This is a genomic window from Alkalibaculum sporogenes, from assembly GCF_009362815.1.
GTDB lineage: Bacteria > Bacillota > Clostridia > Eubacteriales > Alkalibacteraceae > Alkalibaculum_A > Alkalibaculum_A sporogenes.
In genome coordinates, this window is sequence record NZ_WHNX01000006.1 from 44,312 (window position 1) to 62,027 (window position 17,716).

The following is a 17,716-nucleotide window of genomic DNA, read 5'->3' on the forward strand; positions in this document are numbered from 1 at the left end:
ACTTAATATAAATACAGACTTAATATATATTAAGTCTGTATTTAATTTCTCACTACGATTTAAGTATATTAATTAAATCATCTTATGATTAACTTACTTCACTATTAAATTGACTATTATACAAACTATCATAAAAACCGTTCATTGCAAGTAATTGAAGGTGAGTACCTACTTCGACTACTTTACCTTCGTTCATGACTAAAATAACATCTGCATCACGTATAGTAGATAATCTGTGAGCAATGACGAAATTAGTACGTCCTTTCATCAAGCGGATCATTGCTTTTTGAATGAGTAATTCTGTTCTTGTATCCACGCTACTAGTAGCTTCATCGAGTATGAGGATAGTAGGGTTTGAAAGAATAGCTCGTGCAATAGTGAGCAGTTGTTTTTGCCCTTGTGAGATATTTGATGCTTCTTCATTTAGAACTGTTTCATAACCGTGAGGAAGAGTGCGTATAAAGTGATCAGCGTGAGCTGCTTTGGAGGCTTTAATAATTTCTTCATCACTAGCATCCATTCGACCATATGCTATATTATCTTTAATTGTTCCTTTAAAAAGCCATGTGTCTTGTAAAACCATTCCGAATACTTCGCGTAAGGTACCACGTTGAATATCCCTGATGTCTACACCATCAATAGTAATACTTCCAGATTTGATTTCATAAAAACGTAAAAGAAGCTTAACTAAAGTAGTTTTTCCTGCACCGGTGGGACCTACAATAGCGATTGTTTGGCCGGATTTCACTTCGATGTTCATTTTGGTAATAAGTTCTATATCTTCATAATAACTAAAGCTCACTTCTTCAAATTTGACATCACCTTTAGGTCTGAATTTAGTATATGCATGCAAGCTATCAGGAGTTTCTTCTGGTTCATTCATTAACTCAAAAACCCGCTCTGCTGCTGCAATTGTAGATTGAATAATATTAGCGATATTAGCCGTCTGTAAAATAGGTTGTGAAAATTGCTTTGAATACTGTATAAATGCCTGCATATTACCAATAGAGATACGTCCTTGAGTAACAAAGATACTTCCTACAACGCAGATGAGAACATACCCTATATTGTTAAGAAATCCTACTAATGGCATAATTAATCCAGAAATAAATTGAGAACGCCAACCTGCTTCCGTTAAGTTTTTATTAATTTCTTTAAACTCTTGTATAGATTTTTTTTCATTACCAAAAGCCTTTACAATAATATGGGAACCATACATTTCTTCGACGTGACTGTTAAGTTTGCCTAATTCCCTTTGATTTGAAGCAAAGTTCTTTTGTGATATACGTGCAATTTTTTTTGTGATAATAAATGTTAAAGGTAGAGTTATAAGCGCAATAACTGTCATCCATGCGCTAATAGAGGTCATCATAACTAAGATTCCAATAATAGTAATAATTGAGACAATAAATTGTGATATGCTTTGTTGTAGTGTGCTACCAATAGTATCCATATCATTTGTTGCACGGCTCAATATCTCGCCATGTGTATGTGAATCAAAATATTTTAAAGGAAGTCGGCTAAGTTTGTCTCTTATATCATTACGCATATCATAGACTATTTTCTGTGCCACACTAGCCATTATAAATTGCTCAAGGTAGATGAACATAGCACTTACAAAATAGATACTAGCTAAGAGTTGAAGTATGCGTATAATTTTATTGAAATCTATAGTGAAATTTGGATCACCATTTAGTCTACCAATTACTCCTTCAAAGATAATAGTTGTTGCTTGCCCTAAAATGACTGGGCTAAAGATACTAAAAACTGTGCCTAATATAGATGCTAAGACCACAATAATTAGTTGGATTCGATAAGGTCGGATATATTGGAGGAGTTGTAGTAATGTCTTTTTAAAATCTTTTGGCTTTTCATGAGGCAAAGCCATTTTTAGTCGACCTCCTCCACCTGTATTTAAGCCTGGAGGGGGACTATCTTGTTTGCCTGGGATACTCATGCAATTTCCTCCTTTGTAAGTTGTGAAGAGACGATTTCCTGGTAAATTTCATTATTTTCTAAAAGTTCTGAATGAACGCCAATTCCAACAATTTTGCCTGATTCTAGGACGATAATTTGGTCTGCTTCTTTTACTGAATTAACACGCTGTGAAACGACTAATACAGTAGATTGTGTAGTGTTTTTATAAAGGGCTGTTCTCAAATTTACATCGGTTTTATAATCAAGAGCAGAAAAACAATCGTCAAAGATATAAATTTCTGGTTTTCTAATTAAAGCTCTTGCTATAGCAAGACGTTGCTTTTGACCACCTGAAATATTTTTACCACCTTGTGAAATTACAGAATCAAAACCTTCTTTCATAAGGCTAATAAACTCACTTGCCTGAGCTGTGTCTGCAGCTTGTATAATATCATCTAAATTCCCATTGTCATTGCCGTATTTAATATTTTCTGAGATAGTACCTGAGAACAGAGAAGATTTTTGTGGTACGTACCCAATTTTTTTACGTAAACTTTCTTGTGTAGTGTTACGAATATCAATATCATTTACTAAAATACAACCACTGTCCACATCGTAAAAACGCAGGATCAAGTTTACCAATGTTGATTTTCCAGAACCAGTGCCACCTATAATTGCCGTGATTTCTCCTGGACCTGTAGAAAAAGATATATTATGTAGAGCTGGACACTCTGCTCCAGGATAGCTGAAAGTGACATCTTTAAATTCAATATAGCCATGTTTTTTATCGGGCTTTTCTAATTCAAGAGTATCCTTGATTTTTGCCTCTGTATTGAGTATTTCATTAATTCTAGTTGCAGAGGCAGAAGCACGTGGTAAAATAATAAATACTCGTGTAAATGCCATAACTGATGTCATGACAAGCATAGCGTACTGAATAAAAGCGATAAGGTCACCTACCTGCATATAGCCTAAGTTAATACGAATTCCTCCAAACCAAACAATGCTGATAATAGCTAAATTCATAATTAACGTTACTAATGGCATTAAAGTTCCCATAATTCTGTTCACACGAATAGAAGTAGAAGAATAATCTTTATTAATATCTTCAAAACGTTCTTTTTCAGAATGATCACGATTAGACGCCCGAATGACTTGTATACCAATTAAATTTTCCCGAAGTACTAAGTTTAAAGAATCCAGTTTTTTTTGCATCGCGCCAAAGAAAGGGAGTCCCTTTCTCATAATAATATAAACTACACTACCTAAAATAGGAATGATTACAATAAATATAATTGTGAGAGTAGCATCTTTTGAAAATGCCATAGCTACACTACCTAGGCTCATTATTGGTGCCATTACCATCATACGTAGTCCAAAATCCATAATCATACGAATTTGAGTAATATCATTGGTAGTACGGGTAATTAAAGAAGCAGTTCCAAATTGATCGAACTCATGTAGAGAAAAGCTCGCCACTTTTGTAAAAACTTCATCACGTAATTTTTCACTAAAACCATTGGAAGTTTTAGCTATAAGATAGCTTGCGATAATAGAGCAGAGTGAACCAAATGCTGCAATAGCTATCATAAAACCACCCATTTTGAGTATATATTGGGTATCGCTCTCAACAATACCAATATTCACAATATCTGCTGTAATAGTTGGTAGGTACAAATCAGATAGGGACCGTATAATAAGCAGCGTAAATGTAATAATTATTGGAATTGTATATTGTTTAAGACCATTAAATAACTTCAACACAAATATTTAACTCCCTTCAAAAATTTTTCAGATTTTACTAAGGTAATCAATGCTTTCAGAAAGAAGATCAGCTAGCAAAATACTTTTTTCTGTACCTAAGGCATCTACTAAGCTGCTATATCTTTCGAAGAAGGTATTTTGAGATTTTTCAATAACGTCTTCACCTTTTGGCGTTAAAGTAACTCTGATAGAACGTCTATCATTTGGATCAAGAGTTCGCTTTACTAGGCCGTCTTCTTCAAGTTTATTTACGAGCTGCGTCACAGTTGGGGATGTAACTCGCATACGATGGCTAATTTCTGAAATTCTGACTCCATTGTGTTCTCCATGCTCTTTAATTCTAAATAATATCATGATTTCACTGTGTTTCATGCCTTCAACAGGGCTTTTTTGTAGTCGATGTAGTTTTCGGAAACGAAGAAAAGTATCCATTACTTTACGAGTAATTTCTTCATGTGTTGTATTCATTATACTAACCTCACTTTATATTGGTAGGCAACTAATTTATTAGGCAACCTAAGTATATATTCATTGAATAGTTAATGTCAACTATTTTTAAAAAAATAGTATAAAAAAATTTATTTAGTATCCCCATATTGACGACTTTAATTAGTTGACATGTAAACTATATTGTACTATACTGTTTTTTGTGTTGATTTGAAAGGAGAATACATATGGAAAAGAGTATAGGGCGGTTAGTATCTATTTTATATAGACAGTCTCAAGTATACATTAACAAGTGTATGAAAGAATATAATATTACTTCTGCTGAGCATCCGTTTTTGTTGTATCTTTATAAAAATGAAGGAATATCACAAGATGAACTATCTGCTTATTTATATATAAATAAGTCAGCCACAACAAGGTCAATTAAATCATTAGAAGAAAAAGGTTATGTTATTAAGAAAAAGGATAGTTTAGATAAAAGAATCAACAGAATATTTCTAACAAGTAAAGCAAGATCTCATGAGGAAGAAATTATACGTAAAACAAGATGTTGGAGTGAATTTTTAGCAAAAGATTTAGATAAAGAAACCGTAGAGACTATGTTAACGGTCCTTCAAAAAATGTCAGATAAAGTCGAACAGACAAATTTAAAAAATGAATTGGAGGGATTATAACATGGAATATGTCAATCCTTTAGGAGAAGAAAAAATATCAAAACTTTTAGTGAAGTTCTCTGTTCCTGCTATTGTAGGAATGCTTGTAAATGCATTTTATAATATTGTAGATAGAATGTATATTGGGAATAGTGCTGATTTAGGTTCGTATGGTCTAGGGGCTATTACTATTGTTTTTCCTATAATGATTATACTTATTGCAATGGGTATTCTACTCGGTGTTGGTGGAGCTACTTTGTTCTCTATACGTTTAGGAGAAGGGAAACCTGATCAAGCAGAGCAGGCGCTTGGAAATGCGCTTACTTTACTAGTTATTGGTGGATTAACATTTATGATTGTAGGTCAGATTTTTTTAAGGCCTATTTTATTATTAGTTGGAACTAGTGAATCAATTATGCCTTATGCTGTTGAATACATGAGAATAATATTTTTTGGTGGTATCTTTCAAGTAGTAGGTATGGGTATGAATAATTTTATTAGAGCTGATGGTAATCCTAAGATGGCTATGTTAACAATGCTTTTAGGTGCAGGAATAAACATTATACTAGATCCTATATTTATTTTTGGTTTAAATATGGGTATGTCTGGCGCAGCGTTAGCTACTGCAATAGCTCAAGGCATATCTTGTATATGGGTAGTTGCTTATTTTATTGGGAAACGAAGTAATTATAAGTTAAAACGAAAGTATCTGAAATTAAAATTCAATATAGTGAGAAAAATAACCACATTAGGTATGCCAGAATTTTGGATGCAGTTAGCCAATAGTTTATTAAACATCATTCTAAATAAAAACCTTATATTATACGGTGGCGATATTGCAGTATCTAGTATGGGCGTTATTAACAGTTTGATGATGATGTTTCTTATGCCTGTTATTGGTATTAGGCAAGGGTCTCAGCCAATAATCAGCTTTAATTTTGGAGCTAAGAAATATGATCGTGTAAAAGCAACCATTAAAATTGCCATAGCTGTAGCTACTATAATGACAACATTAGGATATATTGCAATTAAATTATTCCCACAACAAATTATTTCTCTATTTAATCAAGAGCCTGAATTAATAGAATTCAGTTTATATGCATCAGAGCGATGGCTTTTATTATTACCTATTGTAGGATTTCAAATTATTGCATCAAACTTTTTTCAAGCAATTGGCAAGTCTAAATCTGCATTGTTTTTAACATTAACGAGGCAAGTAATATTTTTAATACCAGCGTTAATTGTTTTTCCAAACTTATGGGGATTAAACGGTTTATTATATGCTGCACCTTTTGCAGATTTTTTCTCTTTTATAGTAACTGGGATTATGTTTTGTTTCTGTATTAAAAACTTAGGGAAAGGGATGGTTGTACCAAAACTAGAACAAAACAATGAGATGGCTGATACAACTGAAGTAATAGATGAAAAAGAAGTAATAAATGAAAAAGAAGTAATAAATGAAAAAGAAGTAATAAATGAAAAAGAAATTTATAGTGGTAATTAGATTAGGAATATTTTTTAAGAATTATTAGAAATAAGAATAGGAAGAAAGTCAGGTGTTTAGCCGAGTTTCTTCCTATTAGAAAGCTATTAATATTTACAGACTTTTTTTCACAGGTCTCAATTACCTTCTCTAATCTTCTTCTGATGGTATTATTTTAAATTCTTTAAGCAAATTGTCGAATCTTACTCCATGACCTTCACTGGCTTCTAAGAAGTAAGTTTGAGTGATTACAAAGGTGCCTCCTTTGGTATTGTCTACTAAATAGTATCTTTGTATAACACTATCCCAACTTGAGCCTCCATGGCCAAATACTAGGACGCTAGGAATAGGTTCGGCTAGATCCTGCCTTTCTAAAATTTCAAATTTAGACGTAAGACTTTTCATCAACTCATTTGCTATTTGATCAGGTGATTCATTTTCACGTTGTTCTATAATCATGGACACCTCAGGTAAATCATCTGGAAATCCTATCGGCAAAATTTTATCTATTGATCCCTTAGATTCCATGTAGTAGTAATTTTTATCTATATAAATGATATAGTCCATTTTTTCTTCTAATTCTAGATTTATTTCTTCTTTTTGACCTTCTAGCTCTTGTTGTATTTCTTTCTCTGGAGCAAGTAGCTCTCTAACTTTTCCAATAGCAGCTTGCCCGGTCTCAGTAGTCGCTATAAGAGCAGTTATGGTAATTAAAGATACTATAATTAAGCTGGCAATTTTAGGAACTTTAGATTTTCTTTTCATTTTATTTCCCCCTTTTTCAATTTCATCAATTCTACCTATAATATTTTTAAAGGTTTCATCTTTAAGAGATGATGTATTTTCAGTTTGCTTATGAAGGATATCTACAATAGTTTTATCTAATTTATCTTCTTTCATTTGTATTCCTCCTCTCATCATTCTTTTCCAGAACTTTTTTGAGTTTTTGTCTACCCTTTAGTAATCTCGATTTTAAAGTATTGATATTAATATTTAGTATTTGCGAAATTTCTTTTTCTTTAAAACCTCCTAAGTACTTTAGAACAATAGGGGTTTTATTTATAGAATCTAAGTTTTTAATCGCAACATATAAATCTTCATATTCTTCAAAATTATGTTTATCTTCTTCAGAAAGTTCAACGTTATTTTCAATATAATCACTGATATAAGTAATCTTACCTCCTTTTCTTAATATGCGATTGCACTCATTTATTAAAATTTTGTAAAGCCAGGGCTTAAAAGGTTTATCTAATTTAAAATTTTTAATATTGAAGTAAATTCTAATAAATGTTTCTTGTACTGCATCTGAGGCTTTGGAGCTATCCCCAGTTACGGCAGTGGCTACCCTCAGTGCATAATCTCCATATAAATTGTATAATTCTTCAAAAGCTTCTTTGTCATTATGTTTAATTATTTTGGTAAGCAATATCTGATCATCCATTGTGTACACCTCCATCATTAGCTTTCACTATTAATACCCACGTATTAGAGAAATAGTTTTCGTTTCTAATAAATTATTTTAATATTTAATGCTAAAGAAGGGTATATCTTTAAAGTACATTTTTTCCTATTGTAAAAAGAACGCATGTTCTATATAATAAACTAGGAAGGAAGGGCTTAAAATGAAAAAACGAATTATATTTCATATAGATGTGAATTCTGCTTATTTAAGTTGGGAAGCTACTTGGAGATTACAACATGGAAGTTCATTAGATTTAAGGAATATTCCTTCAGTAGTGGGTGGAGATCCTAAAAGTAGACATGGAATTATTTTAGCAAAATCTATACCTGCTAAAAAATATGAAATAAAAACCGGTGAGACTTTATATAGTGCAAGACAAAAATGTCCAGATTTATTGATTGTTCCTCCTAACTACGAACTTTATATGAAATGTAGTAATGTAATGTACTCTATCCTAAAGGAGTATTCGCACTTAGTACAAAGATATTCTATAGATGAGTGCTTTGTAGACTATACACAAAGCGAGGATTTATTTGGAGATCCCCTAAAAGTAGCATACAATATATCCAACAGAATTAAAAAAGAGCTAGGATTCACTGTTAATATAGGTATAGCAAATAACAAATTATTAGCAAAAATGGCTTCCGAACTGGAAAAGCCAGATAAAATACACACCTTATTTCCTAATGAGATAGAAGACAAAATGTGGAAACTTCCTATAGATGAATTATTTATGGTTGGAAGGAGAACTCTTCCTAAACTTAAAAATATAGGGATCAATACTATAGGAGATTTAGCAAAAGCTGATGGTTTCCATATGAAAAGTTATTTAAAAAGTCATGGGTTTCTTATATGGAATTATGCTAATGGTTTAGACGAAACTTTAGTTAGAGAAGAAGATATAGTACAAAAAGGTATAGGGAATTCTACAACAATGCATTATGACGTAAGTGATAGAAGGGAAGCAAATTTAGTATTATTATCCCTAGCTGAAATGGTGTGCATGCGATTAAGAAACAAGAATGCTCTTGCAAAGTTAATAAGCATTTCTATAAAAAATTCTGATTTTTTACATTATTCTCATCAATGTAAAATTCAAAGTCCTACAGATTCAACTAATGTGATATATAAACACGTGAAAAAATTATTTGATGAAGTTTGGAAATTGGAGCCTATTAGGCATTTAGGAGTAAGAGTAGGTGAACTATGTGGGAAAGAATTTTATCAGACATCATTCTTTGATGAAGATCTACTAGATCAGTATAGGAAAATAGATAAAACTGTAGATTCTATTAGAAAAAGATATGGAAGAGAGTCAATTATAAGAGGTGCCTTTCTCAATTCAGGTTTAAAACCAATTGTCGGAGGAGTAGGAGAAGAAGAATATCAAATGATGTCAAGCCTTCTATGATAAAGTGCAGGGCTATCGCAAAAAACATAGAAAAGATGGAATAGAAATTTGTCTCGTATACATGATGAGAGCAAGAGTATGTTTAAAACAAACGCAAACACGCTGTCGCAAACTGTACGACAAGAACTCGAAGATAAAGTGAAACTTTATTCAGTAGGGGTTTTCTTCATCCCCTACTGAATATTAGTTGAACCAATCGGGCTTTTACAGGCAATTAATCTCCTAATTATCATTTTTTATATTGAAATCATGAAGTGGGAGTCTTAGTGCCTGTTATTGCGGGATAAACTAAATTTTTGAAACTCGCTACGCTCAAACAGTCAAAAATTCTTAACGTTAATCTTCTCCTTCTTTGAATTTAGCGAAGCTATCGTTTGCTAATGTTTTAAAAATACTCTATAAAGTTAGCTACTTTAATATGTTTTTTTAAAAAAAGGGTTCGCAGAACCAAATATCTTTTCATGCGATTGCCGTGGATAAAGTGAAGCTTTATTCAGTAGGGTTTTCTTCATCTTGAAATTGGAGCACTTAGTGCTGTTGATGGGCGATAAACTTAAATGGAGTTGAAATTATGAAAGTTGTGGCAAAGGAAATAGAAATGATAGCTTGGTTTAAAAAAGTAGATATGCCTATTCCTATTAAATTTAAGCTTATAAATAGTGAAGAGAAACAGATAATAAAAGTAGATAAAATTATCCATACTAATCAAGAAAAATTGGCAGGAAATAAGATGTATATTTATAGATGCCAAAGTGTTATTAGTGGAAACGAAAAATTATATGAACTAAAGTATGAAGTAGATAGGTGTAAATGGTATTTATTTAAAATATAAGTATTAGAGTAATGTATTAGTTAAAAATATATTTTTATCAAAGAAATACGTATAATGAGCTTATTAAATTTAAAATAATTCGGTTATAGAATAAAAAAACTGCATTTTCCCTTTTTTTATTCTAATTAATATGAGATAATATTTAAAAATTACTTTGGATTTACGATGCAAGGAGGGATTTACTTATTGAATGATTTTATGTTAGGTATATCGAGTTTAACCACCCTTTTAAATCCTTTTATGACTTTTGTCTTCCTATTAGCTGCTACTTTGTTTTTATTTAATTTGAGAGACAAGGTAAATAAAACGGAAGATTATATAAAAAGTATTGCTATAAGTTTACACAAAATATCAAATGAATTAGCTAATCGCGACTAGGGTAAAGGGGAGAAAATTATATGGATTTTTCGACGGTAATCAAGGATTTTGATCCGGAAATTTACAGTGCAATGAACAAAGAGTTAAAAAGGCAACAAGGAAATTTAGAGTTAATTGCTTCAGAGAATTTAGTATCAGAAAGAGTAATACAAGTGATGGGAAATCACTTGACAAATAAATATGCAGAAGGATATCCAGGTAAAAGATACTATGGTGGATGTGAATACGTAGATATAGTAGAAAGTCTTGCGAAGGCAAGAATTGAAAAATTATTTGGAGCTGAGCATTCTAATGTACAACCTCATTCAGGAGTTCAAGCTAATATGGCTGTATATTTTGCGTTACTACAACCAGGAGATACTGTATTAGGAATGAATCTCGCCCATGGAGGTCACTTAAGCCATGGAAGTCCTGTTAGTATGTCAGGAGTCTATTATAATTTTGTGTCTTATGGTATTAATAAAGAAACAGAACTTTTAGATTACGAAGAGTTAGAGAAAATAGCAAAAGAGTCAAATCCTAAAATGATTGTAGCAGGAGCAAGTGCTTACCCTAGGACAATTGATTTTGAAAGGATAAGTAAAATAGCAAAAGAAGTAGGTGCCTTATTTATGGTAGATATGGCACACATTGCAGGACTAGTAGCAGCAGGAGTTCATCCTAGCCCTATAGCTTGTGCAGACGTAGTTACAACAACTACTCATAAGACACTAAAAGGCCCTAGAGGAGGAGCGATACTCTGTAAGAAAGAGTTTGCAAAAGCAATTGATAAAGCTGTATTTCCAGGGAGCCAAGGTGGTCCATTAATGCATATTATTGCCGCAAAGGCAGTCGCTTTAAAAGAAGCATTAGAAGATACATTTGTTGATTACCAAAAGCAAGTGGTCTTAAATGCTAAAGCTTTAAGTGAAACTTTAAATAAGAGAGGTTTTAAATTACTTTCAGGTGGAACTGATAACCATTTGATGTTAGTAGATTTAAGAAATATTTCGTTAACTGGAAAAGAAGCAGAAAAAGTACTAGATGAAGTGCATATTACAGTCAATAAAAACGCCATACCATTTGATACGCAAAGTCCATTTATTACAAGTGGAATACGTATAGGCACACCTGCAGTAACTGCTAGGGGAATGAAAGAAGAAGAAATGGAATTAGTAGGATCTGCAATCTACGATTGTTTAGTCAAAAAAGACGGACAAGCTGCTCAAGATAAAGTTAAATTTTTGTGTGAAAAGTTTCCAATATACGAATAAAAAATTAAAATGGAGATGTACTACAATTTAATATATGTAGTGCATCTTTTATATGGTGAAGATAGTAGTCAAGCGGATGTTGAAGATGCCTAAAATTTAAAAGCACAGAGAAACTAGCCAAACATGTTCTTATGGTGGTAGATAGCAATGAAAAAAATATCGTATAGAATAGTAGGACTTTGACAGACAATAAAAAAAGTAAAGACTATCTACAATAGCCTTTACTGGGGATGTGGTTCTTATAGATAAAAGGGGTATAATTTCTATAAGAAAGAGTAGTTATGTATGTGATTGTCTTATTATAAGGTACAATAGTAAGGATTACAACTGTTAAACAAAAAAAAACACTTGTAATTGTTTTCAAGAAAATAAAGAGAAAAGCCATAGTAAATTCTAAATTTAGTACTTTATTGATTTATTTGTTATTCTTAAATATATATAACCTGCGTAGAATGAAGAACTATTGTATTGTAAGGATAAATTTGTTATAATCTAATAAATTATTGGAGGGATTATAATGGCGAATCAATCGGAAAAAGAATTAGGGAAAATAGATATATCTGAAGATGTAATAGGTTCAATTGCTAGTTTAGCAACTCTAGAAGTTGATGGTGTTGTCGAAATGGTCGGAGGATTAACTAAGGATATTGCTGAAAAACTAGGTAAAAAAAATCAGGCAAAGGGCGTTAAAATAACCAGAAACAATAATGAACTAGTAGTAGATATATATTTGATTGTGAAGTATGGTGTACAAATTCAAGATACAGGGTATAATGTTCAAAAGAAAGTAAAACACTCTATTGAAATTATGACAGGATTAAATGTAGTTCAAATTAATGTGAATGTAGAAGGTGTACAATTAAAAGTAGCACAGTGTTAAGTAGAAAGCCCTTTAGAGATTAACTTTAAGGGGTTGTATAATTATTAGGATATTATACCTAGGAGGATTTTGATGAGTAGAAGTTATGCAAGGGAAGTAGTTTTAAAAACTATATTTCAGATTGGTTTTCATGAAGGTGAAGAAGACAATCTTTACTTAGATTATATTAAGCAATTTGAATTAAAGGAAGCTGATTTAAAATATACAAAAGATATGATTATAGAAATCCTAAAGAATAAAGATCAAATAGATGATGTTATAGATGCATATTTAGTAAATTGGGATATAAAAAGGTTGAATTTAATAGAGTTAGCTATTCTGCGTCTGGCATCTTTTGAAATTATGAATTTAAAAGATATTCCGCCACCAGTTTCAATAAATGAGGCAATTAATTTCACTATTAAATACAGCGACCAAGAATCTATAAAATACATTAATGCTGTTTTAGAGAAGATTGCAAAGTTTGAGAGGAACTTAGAATAGATATAAGGATTTTTGGTGACGAATATGAATATTAAAAGTTTAAGCGTTAGTAAATTAAATAATTATATAAAAAATATATTTAATAATGATGCAATATTAAATAACATTTCAGTTGAGGGAGAAATTTCTAATTTTAAAAACCATACATCAGGTCATTTGTATTTTTCCCTAAAGGATAAAGATAGCAGAATTTTATGTGTAATGTTTAAAGGTAATGTAGCATCTTTAAACTTTATTCCAGTTGATGGAAAAGAAGTTGAGATAAAAGGGTATGTGACATTGTATGAAAAGAGCGGACAATATCAATTATACGTTCAACAAATGAAAATTAAAGGTGATGGAAGTCTTTACTTGCAATTTGAGGAATTAAAGAGAAAACTTCATGATCAAGGGTGGTTTGATGAAAGTATAAAAATTCCCATACCTATTTATCCTAAAAGAGTTGCTATTATAACTTCAAAAACAGGTGCCGCACTTAGAGATATCGTTTCTGTAATTAAAAGAAGAAATCCATCAGTAGAAATATATTTATTTCCTGTATTGGTTCAGGGATTAAATGCAAAGTATGAGATTGCAAATGCAATTGAGAGAATTAATGATTCTAACTATGGTGATGTAATTATTTTAGGTAGGGGAGGTGGATCCATAGAAGAGTTATGGGCTTTTAATGAACTTCTTGTAGCAGAAAGTATTTTTAATTCTCATATACCAATTATCTCTGCTGTGGGACATGAAACTGATTTTACAATTGCTGATTTTGTAGCAGATGTGCGGGCTGCAACTCCTTCAGCTGCAGCAGAATTGGCAGTTGCTTCATTATTTGAGATAAAAAGCAAGTTAGATAATTATAAGATTTTAGCGAGTAAGGAGATATTAACTAAAATACAACTCAATAAAAACATACTTGCTAATTTTAAGAATCATTATCAAATAAAAAGACCAATTGATAAGCTAAACCAACATAGACAACAATTAGATTTATATGAGAACCGTATTTATAGTTTGTTGAAGAGCGAAGTACATGCACGAAGAATAGCTTTGCTAAATATAAAGACAAAATTAAATGAACTAAACTTACTTGTACACAAACAAAAAAGTATGATTCAAGATATAAATGGTAAAGATTTAGATAGCATACGTCAATTAAATCTAAATGATGAATTGATTATTAATTTTAAAGATGGTAGTGTTAGGTCAAAAATTATAGAAATTAAAGAGGTATACCCATGAAAGAAAAAACCTTTGAAGAAAATATAAAGAGAATAGAAGAAGTTATTAGCTTGTTAGAAGATAGTAAACAGCCCCTTGAAAAGTCAACACTTTTATTTGAAGAGGCTATGGTATTAATAAATATCTGTGAAAGTGAACTAAATAAAACAGAGGATAAGATTAATAGCCTAATGCAAAGTACAGGTGAAGACTTTACAGTACTAAATTAAATTTATCTTTTTAATATATCTGAAGTTGTGATTAAGATAAAGAAATGGAGCAAAGCTTTACATGATAGAAGAATTTTTAAAATACAATATTAGTTGTGTAAATAACTATTTGCACAGTTACATGGATGAACTAAATGAAAATATTCCTAATAAATTAAAAGAAGCTATGGAGTACAGCCTCTTTGCAGGAGGAAAAAGACTTAGACCCATATTATTGCTAGAAATTTCAAATACTTTTGGACAAAGTATGGAAAATAGTATTCCTCTTGCATGTGGTATAGAAATGATTCATACTTATTCTTTAATACACGATGATTTACCTGCTATGGATAACGATGATTTTAGACGTGGAAAACTAACAAACCACAAGGTTTTTGGAGAAGATATTGCTATATTAGCTGGAGATGCTCTGCTTAACTACGGTTTTGAAATAATGATAAATCATAGTGTAAATTTATCAGGTGATAATCAAAAATATTACTTAAAAGCTATACAAGAAATTACTACCGCATCTGGTGCAGCAGGTATGATTACTGGACAAGTTGCTGACATCTTAAATGTAGAAGATAGTGAAAATATAGAAAAATTAGATTTTATTAATAATTTTAAGACAGGACAGTTAATCAAAGCTAGTGTTTTATCAGGTGCTATTGTACAGGGCGTTTCAGATAAAGTAATAAAAGAGTTAGTGGACTATAGCCAAAAAATAGGACTCGCATTTCAAATTGTAGATGATATATTGGATGTAGTTGGAGATCAAAAAAAGATTGGAAAGAATTTGCACAGCGATGAGAAAAATAACAAGAAAACTTACGTAGATATTTATGGAATACAAAAAAGTAAATCCATTGTATCTAGTTTGATGAAAGAAGCCTTAAATCATTTAAGTGAGTGCAATATAAAAAATTCTAATATAATTGAATTGACAAAATTTATATGCGGAAGAGACTATTGATATTTAATAAATATATTTAAATATCAAAAAGTTGTAAGTCCTTACTCGTCAGAATTAAGAATGATAGACTAAGAAAATAGACTAAGAAAATAGACTAAGAAAAAAGATTAAGAAAAAAGATTAAGAGCTATGATCAGTTATGTTGATATGCAGGGGTGTTAAATGAACGAAAGATTAGATGTTTTCTTATTTGAACAGGGATATTTTGAGAGCAGAGAGAAAGCTAAAACGAATATAATGGCTGGTAATGTAACTATCAATGGAGTTAGAAGAGATAAACCCGGTGAAAAGATAAAAGAAATTAATAAAGTTGAGATCAAAGAAAAAGACATTAATTATGTTAGCCGTGGAGGACTAAAATTAGAAAAAGCTTTAGAAGTTTTTGATTTTCAAATAGAAGACATGGTTGCCATGGATATAGGCGCGTCAACAGGTGGATTTACTGATTGTATGTTACAAAAAGGTGCTAAAAAAGTATATGCTATTGACGTAGGTTATGGCCAGTTAGATTATGGATTGCGTAAAGATAGCCGTGTTATATCTATGGAGAGAAAGAATTTTAGGTATATGAGCTTCGAAGAAATAGGAGAATGTGTTGATAGAGCAACTATGGATGTTTCTTTTATATCTATAACTAAATTATTAGATAATTTGAAAGTCTTTTTGAAAGAAAAGGGAGAAGGAATTATTTTAATTAAGCCACAATTTGAAGCTGGAAGAGAATATGTTGGGAAGAACGGTATTATAAGAGATAAAGCTGTACACAAAAAAGTAATAATAGATACTATAGACTCAATACAAGAAAAGGGCTTTATAGTATTAGGTCTAGATTATTCACCAGTAAAAGGAACTAAAGGGAATATAGAGTATATTTGTCATATAAGAAAAGAGAGTCAAAGTGATTTAGATAAAGAGAAACTTACAAAAATGATTGAAGATGTAGTTTATGATTCTCATAATGAATTATAAAGTTGAAATTGAAACTGCCTAAGTTAGAAAGGTGTGTAATATGTATGAAAAATATTGGTATTTTTTTAAATACTATGAAAGAAAATAGTTATTCATATGGGAATTACATAATAGATAAATTATTTGATATTGATGTGAACACATTTACTACCGAAGAAATTAATGCAAAACTAAAAAATGAAAAAGTTAGAGTAGATGATCAGTATCTTTTCGAAAAGTGTGACTGTATCATAGTTTTAGGAGGAGATGGCACCATACTAACTGCTGTTAGAAAATGTTCATACCATCAGATTCCAGTAATAGGAATTAATTTCGGAAAAATTGGTTTCTTAACTGAGGTAGAAGAGAAGGATATTGACTCAACATTGGAGCGGTTATTATGTAATGACTTTACTTTAGAAAAAAGAATGATGTTAGAACTTAAATTAGATGAAAGTAGTGATGTTAATTATCTAGCATTAAATGATATTGTGGTTAGTAGAGGTCCTGATTCAAGAATTATAACTATGGATACTTACGTAAATGGACAACTAATTGAAGAATACAGAGCTGATGGCTTAATTTTATCGACACCAACTGGCTCTACAGCATACTCTCTAGCCGCTGGTGGACCTATTGTTGAGCCAGATAATAATGTCATAGTCTTAACGCCTATTTGCCCACATTCGTTACATAACAATAGAAGTATTATTATTAATGGATCAAACCAAGTAGAAGTTATAGTAGTAGGGAAAGGAGACGAGACTAGTGTAGCATCAGTAGATGGACAAATATTTATAAATATTGAAATAAATAAAAAATTAACCATTAAAAAATCACCTATAAAGGCACATCTTATTAAATTCAAGAAGAATGAATTCTTTGATATTTTAAGACACAAACTTTCACACCAGAAATAGAAGGGAGGAACGTGATTGAAAAGTAAGAGGCAATCAAAAGTTCTTGAAATTATCGACAGATATTCTATTGAGAATCAAGAGGAATTAGGTATTAAATTAAAGGAAAGTAACTTCACTGTAACACAAGCTACAATATCTCGTGATATTAAAGAATTAAGATTAATAAAAGTATTAAATTCGAATGGCAAATATCAGTATGCTCCTTTTAGAGATAAGAATGATACTACTAATGAGAGAATTGTAAATGTGTTTAGAGAGTCAGTTGTCAATGTAGATTATAGCGGAAATATAATTATTATAAAAACACTTGCTGGCACTGCAATGGCAGCATCTGCTGCTATAGATTCTATGGAATGGCCTGATGTTATGGGTTGTGTATCGGGAGATGATACAATATTTGTATTAGTTAGAGACATGGAGAATATTGAATCAATTGTAAATAAATACAAAAAATTAATGAGATGATTTATAGAGTAAGAGTGCCTTCAAGT

General features: G+C 31.1%; 19 protein-coding genes. 14 read left to right on the plus strand and 5 right to left on the minus strand.

Annotation, left to right across the window (positions count from 1 at the left end; all coding sequences use genetic code 11):
* Positions 1 to 88 precede the first annotated feature (88 nt).
* From GC105_RS05010 to GC105_RS05020, 3 genes are read right to left on the minus strand one after another with little or no spacing between them, the layout of a single operon-like run.
* The gene (locus GC105_RS05010; protein ID WP_152802370.1) at positions 89 to 1,957 is read right to left on the minus strand and encodes an ABC transporter ATP-binding protein; all 1,869 of its coding nucleotides are present in this window, start codon (positions 1,955 to 1,957) and stop codon (positions 89 to 91) included.
* Positions 1,954 to 3,681, minus strand: a complete 1,728-nt coding sequence (locus GC105_RS05015; RefSeq protein ID WP_343029956.1) for an ABC transporter ATP-binding protein — start codon at positions 3,679 to 3,681, stop codon at positions 1,954 to 1,956. Before GC105_RS05015 ends, GC105_RS05010 begins: the two co-directional genes overlap by 4 nt.
* Positions 3,682 to 3,708: 27 nt before the next feature.
* Positions 3,709 to 4,149, minus strand: a complete 441-nt coding sequence (locus GC105_RS05020) for a MarR family transcriptional regulator (protein WP_152802372.1) — start codon at positions 4,147 to 4,149, stop codon at positions 3,709 to 3,711.
* A 206-nt stretch (positions 4,150 to 4,355) separates the two neighbouring features.
* Between GC105_RS05020 and GC105_RS05025 the strand changes: the two genes are divergently transcribed.
* Both GC105_RS05025 and GC105_RS05030 read left to right on the plus strand, forming a co-directional pair.
* Positions 4,356 to 4,802 carry a MarR family winged helix-turn-helix transcriptional regulator gene (locus GC105_RS05025; protein WP_152802374.1) on the plus strand — a complete coding sequence of 149 codons (447 nt, stop codon included), beginning with the start codon at positions 4,356 to 4,358 and terminating at the stop codon, positions 4,800 to 4,802.
* Position 4,803: 1 nt separating this feature from the next.
* Positions 4,804 to 6,285, plus strand: coding sequence for an MATE family efflux transporter (locus tag GC105_RS05030; protein ID WP_152802377.1), 1,482 nt, complete (start codon positions 4,804 to 4,806; stop codon positions 6,283 to 6,285).
* Positions 6,286 to 6,414: 129 nt separating this feature from the next.
* Here GC105_RS05030 and GC105_RS05035 read toward each other — a convergent pair whose 3' ends face one another.
* Complete coding sequence (locus GC105_RS05035; RefSeq protein WP_152802379.1) at positions 6,415 to 7,164, minus strand: hypothetical protein; 750 nt, start codon at positions 7,162 to 7,164, stop codon at positions 6,415 to 6,417.
* Positions 7,151 to 7,705: an RNA polymerase sigma factor gene (locus GC105_RS05040; protein ID WP_152802381.1), complete on the minus strand. Its 555-nt coding sequence runs from the start codon at positions 7,703 to 7,705 to the stop codon at positions 7,151 to 7,153. The genes GC105_RS05035 and GC105_RS05040 overlap by 14 nt, the downstream gene beginning before the upstream one ends.
* Positions 7,706 to 7,886: 181 nt before the next feature.
* Here GC105_RS05040 and GC105_RS05045 point away from each other — a divergent pair, with 181 nt between their 5' ends.
* From GC105_RS05045 to GC105_RS05100, 12 genes are all read left to right on the plus strand, one after another.
* A complete protein-coding gene (locus GC105_RS05045; RefSeq protein ID WP_152802383.1) occupies positions 7,887 to 9,137 on the plus strand; it encodes a Y-family DNA polymerase in 1,251 nt (416 codons plus the stop codon).
* Positions 9,138 to 9,708: 571 nt separating this feature from the next.
* Entirely contained in the window at positions 9,709 to 9,969 is a 261-nt protein-coding gene (locus GC105_RS05050) for a hypothetical protein (RefSeq protein ID WP_152802385.1), read from the plus strand.
* Between the two features lie 186 nt (positions 9,970 to 10,155).
* The gene (locus GC105_RS05055) at positions 10,156 to 10,347 is read left to right on the plus strand and encodes a hypothetical protein (RefSeq protein WP_152802388.1); all 192 of its coding nucleotides are present in this window, start codon (positions 10,156 to 10,158) and stop codon (positions 10,345 to 10,347) included.
* Between the two features lie 20 nt (positions 10,348 to 10,367).
* Entirely contained in the window at positions 10,368 to 11,600 is a 1,233-nt protein-coding gene (locus tag GC105_RS05060; RefSeq protein ID WP_152802390.1) for a serine hydroxymethyltransferase, read from the plus strand.
* Between the two features lie 517 nt (positions 11,601 to 12,117).
* Positions 12,118 to 12,480, plus strand: coding sequence for an Asp23/Gls24 family envelope stress response protein (locus GC105_RS05065; RefSeq protein WP_152802392.1), 363 nt, complete (start codon positions 12,118 to 12,120; stop codon positions 12,478 to 12,480).
* A 72-nt stretch (positions 12,481 to 12,552) separates the two neighbouring features.
* Positions 12,553 to 12,963: a transcription antitermination factor NusB gene (gene nusB, locus GC105_RS05070; RefSeq protein WP_152802394.1), complete on the plus strand. Its 411-nt coding sequence runs from the start codon at positions 12,553 to 12,555 to the stop codon at positions 12,961 to 12,963.
* Between the two features lie 24 nt (positions 12,964 to 12,987).
* Positions 12,988 to 14,193, plus strand: coding sequence for an exodeoxyribonuclease VII large subunit (xseA, locus tag GC105_RS05075; protein ID WP_152802396.1), 1,206 nt, complete (start codon positions 12,988 to 12,990; stop codon positions 14,191 to 14,193).
* Positions 14,190 to 14,402, plus strand: coding sequence for an exodeoxyribonuclease VII small subunit (xseB, locus tag GC105_RS05080; protein ID WP_152802398.1), 213 nt, complete (start codon positions 14,190 to 14,192; stop codon positions 14,400 to 14,402). The genes xseA and xseB overlap by 4 nt, the downstream gene beginning before the upstream one ends.
* A gap of 61 nt (positions 14,403 to 14,463) precedes the next feature.
* Positions 14,464 to 15,357, plus strand: coding sequence for a polyprenyl synthetase family protein (locus GC105_RS05085; protein WP_152802400.1), 894 nt, complete (start codon positions 14,464 to 14,466; stop codon positions 15,355 to 15,357).
* A gap of 162 nt (positions 15,358 to 15,519) precedes the next feature.
* Positions 15,520 to 16,326, plus strand: coding sequence for a TlyA family RNA methyltransferase (locus GC105_RS05090; protein WP_152802402.1), 807 nt, complete (start codon positions 15,520 to 15,522; stop codon positions 16,324 to 16,326).
* 44 nt (positions 16,327 to 16,370) lie between these two features.
* Positions 16,371 to 17,225 carry an NAD(+)/NADH kinase gene (locus GC105_RS05095; RefSeq protein ID WP_152802404.1) on the plus strand — a complete coding sequence of 285 codons (855 nt, stop codon included), beginning with the start codon at positions 16,371 to 16,373 and terminating at the stop codon, positions 17,223 to 17,225.
* Positions 17,226 to 17,240: 15 nt separating this feature from the next.
* A complete protein-coding gene (locus GC105_RS05100; RefSeq protein WP_152802406.1) occupies positions 17,241 to 17,690 on the plus strand; it encodes an arginine repressor in 450 nt (149 codons plus the stop codon).
* The last annotated feature ends 26 nt before the right edge of the window (positions 17,691 to 17,716 follow it).

Excerpts from the sequence above, each read along its gene's own strand:
- GC105_RS05025 (WP_152802374.1), top strand. The coding sequence starts at position 4,356 with ATGGAAAAGAGTATAGGGCGGTTAGTATCTATTTTATATAGACAGTCT.
- nusB (WP_152802394.1), top strand. The coding sequence starts at position 12,553 with ATGAGTAGAAGTTATGCAAGGGAAGTAGTTTTAAAAACTATATTTCAG.
- GC105_RS05010 (WP_152802370.1), bottom strand. The coding sequence starts at position 1,957 with ATGAGTATCCCAGGCAAACAAGATAGTCCCCCTCCAGGCTTAAATACA.
- GC105_RS05095 (WP_152802404.1), top strand. The coding sequence starts at position 16,371 with ATGAAAAATATTGGTATTTTTTTAAATACTATGAAAGAAAATAGTTAT.
- GC105_RS05090 (WP_152802402.1), top strand. The coding sequence starts at position 15,520 with ATGAACGAAAGATTAGATGTTTTCTTATTTGAACAGGGATATTTTGAG.
- GC105_RS05040 (WP_152802381.1), bottom strand. The coding sequence starts at position 7,705 with ATGGATGATCAGATATTGCTTACCAAAATAATTAAACATAATGACAAA.
- GC105_RS05085 (WP_152802400.1), top strand. The coding sequence starts at position 14,464 with ATGATAGAAGAATTTTTAAAATACAATATTAGTTGTGTAAATAACTAT.
- GC105_RS05050 (WP_152802385.1), top strand. The coding sequence starts at position 9,709 with ATGAAAGTTGTGGCAAAGGAAATAGAAATGATAGCTTGGTTTAAAAAA.
- xseA (WP_152802396.1), top strand. The coding sequence starts at position 12,988 with ATGAATATTAAAAGTTTAAGCGTTAGTAAATTAAATAATTATATAAAA.
- GC105_RS05045 (WP_152802383.1), top strand. The coding sequence starts at position 7,887 with ATGAAAAAACGAATTATATTTCATATAGATGTGAATTCTGCTTATTTA.
- xseB (WP_152802398.1), top strand. The coding sequence starts at position 14,190 with ATGAAAGAAAAAACCTTTGAAGAAAATATAAAGAGAATAGAAGAAGTT.
- GC105_RS05065 (WP_152802392.1), top strand. The coding sequence starts at position 12,118 with ATGGCGAATCAATCGGAAAAAGAATTAGGGAAAATAGATATATCTGAA.
- GC105_RS05030 (WP_152802377.1), top strand. The coding sequence starts at position 4,804 with ATGGAATATGTCAATCCTTTAGGAGAAGAAAAAATATCAAAACTTTTA.
- GC105_RS05020 (WP_152802372.1), bottom strand. The coding sequence starts at position 4,149 with ATGAATACAACACATGAAGAAATTACTCGTAAAGTAATGGATACTTTT.
- GC105_RS05060 (WP_152802390.1), top strand. The coding sequence starts at position 10,368 with ATGGATTTTTCGACGGTAATCAAGGATTTTGATCCGGAAATTTACAGT.
- GC105_RS05035 (WP_152802379.1), bottom strand. The coding sequence starts at position 7,164 with ATGAAAGAAGATAAATTAGATAAAACTATTGTAGATATCCTTCATAAG.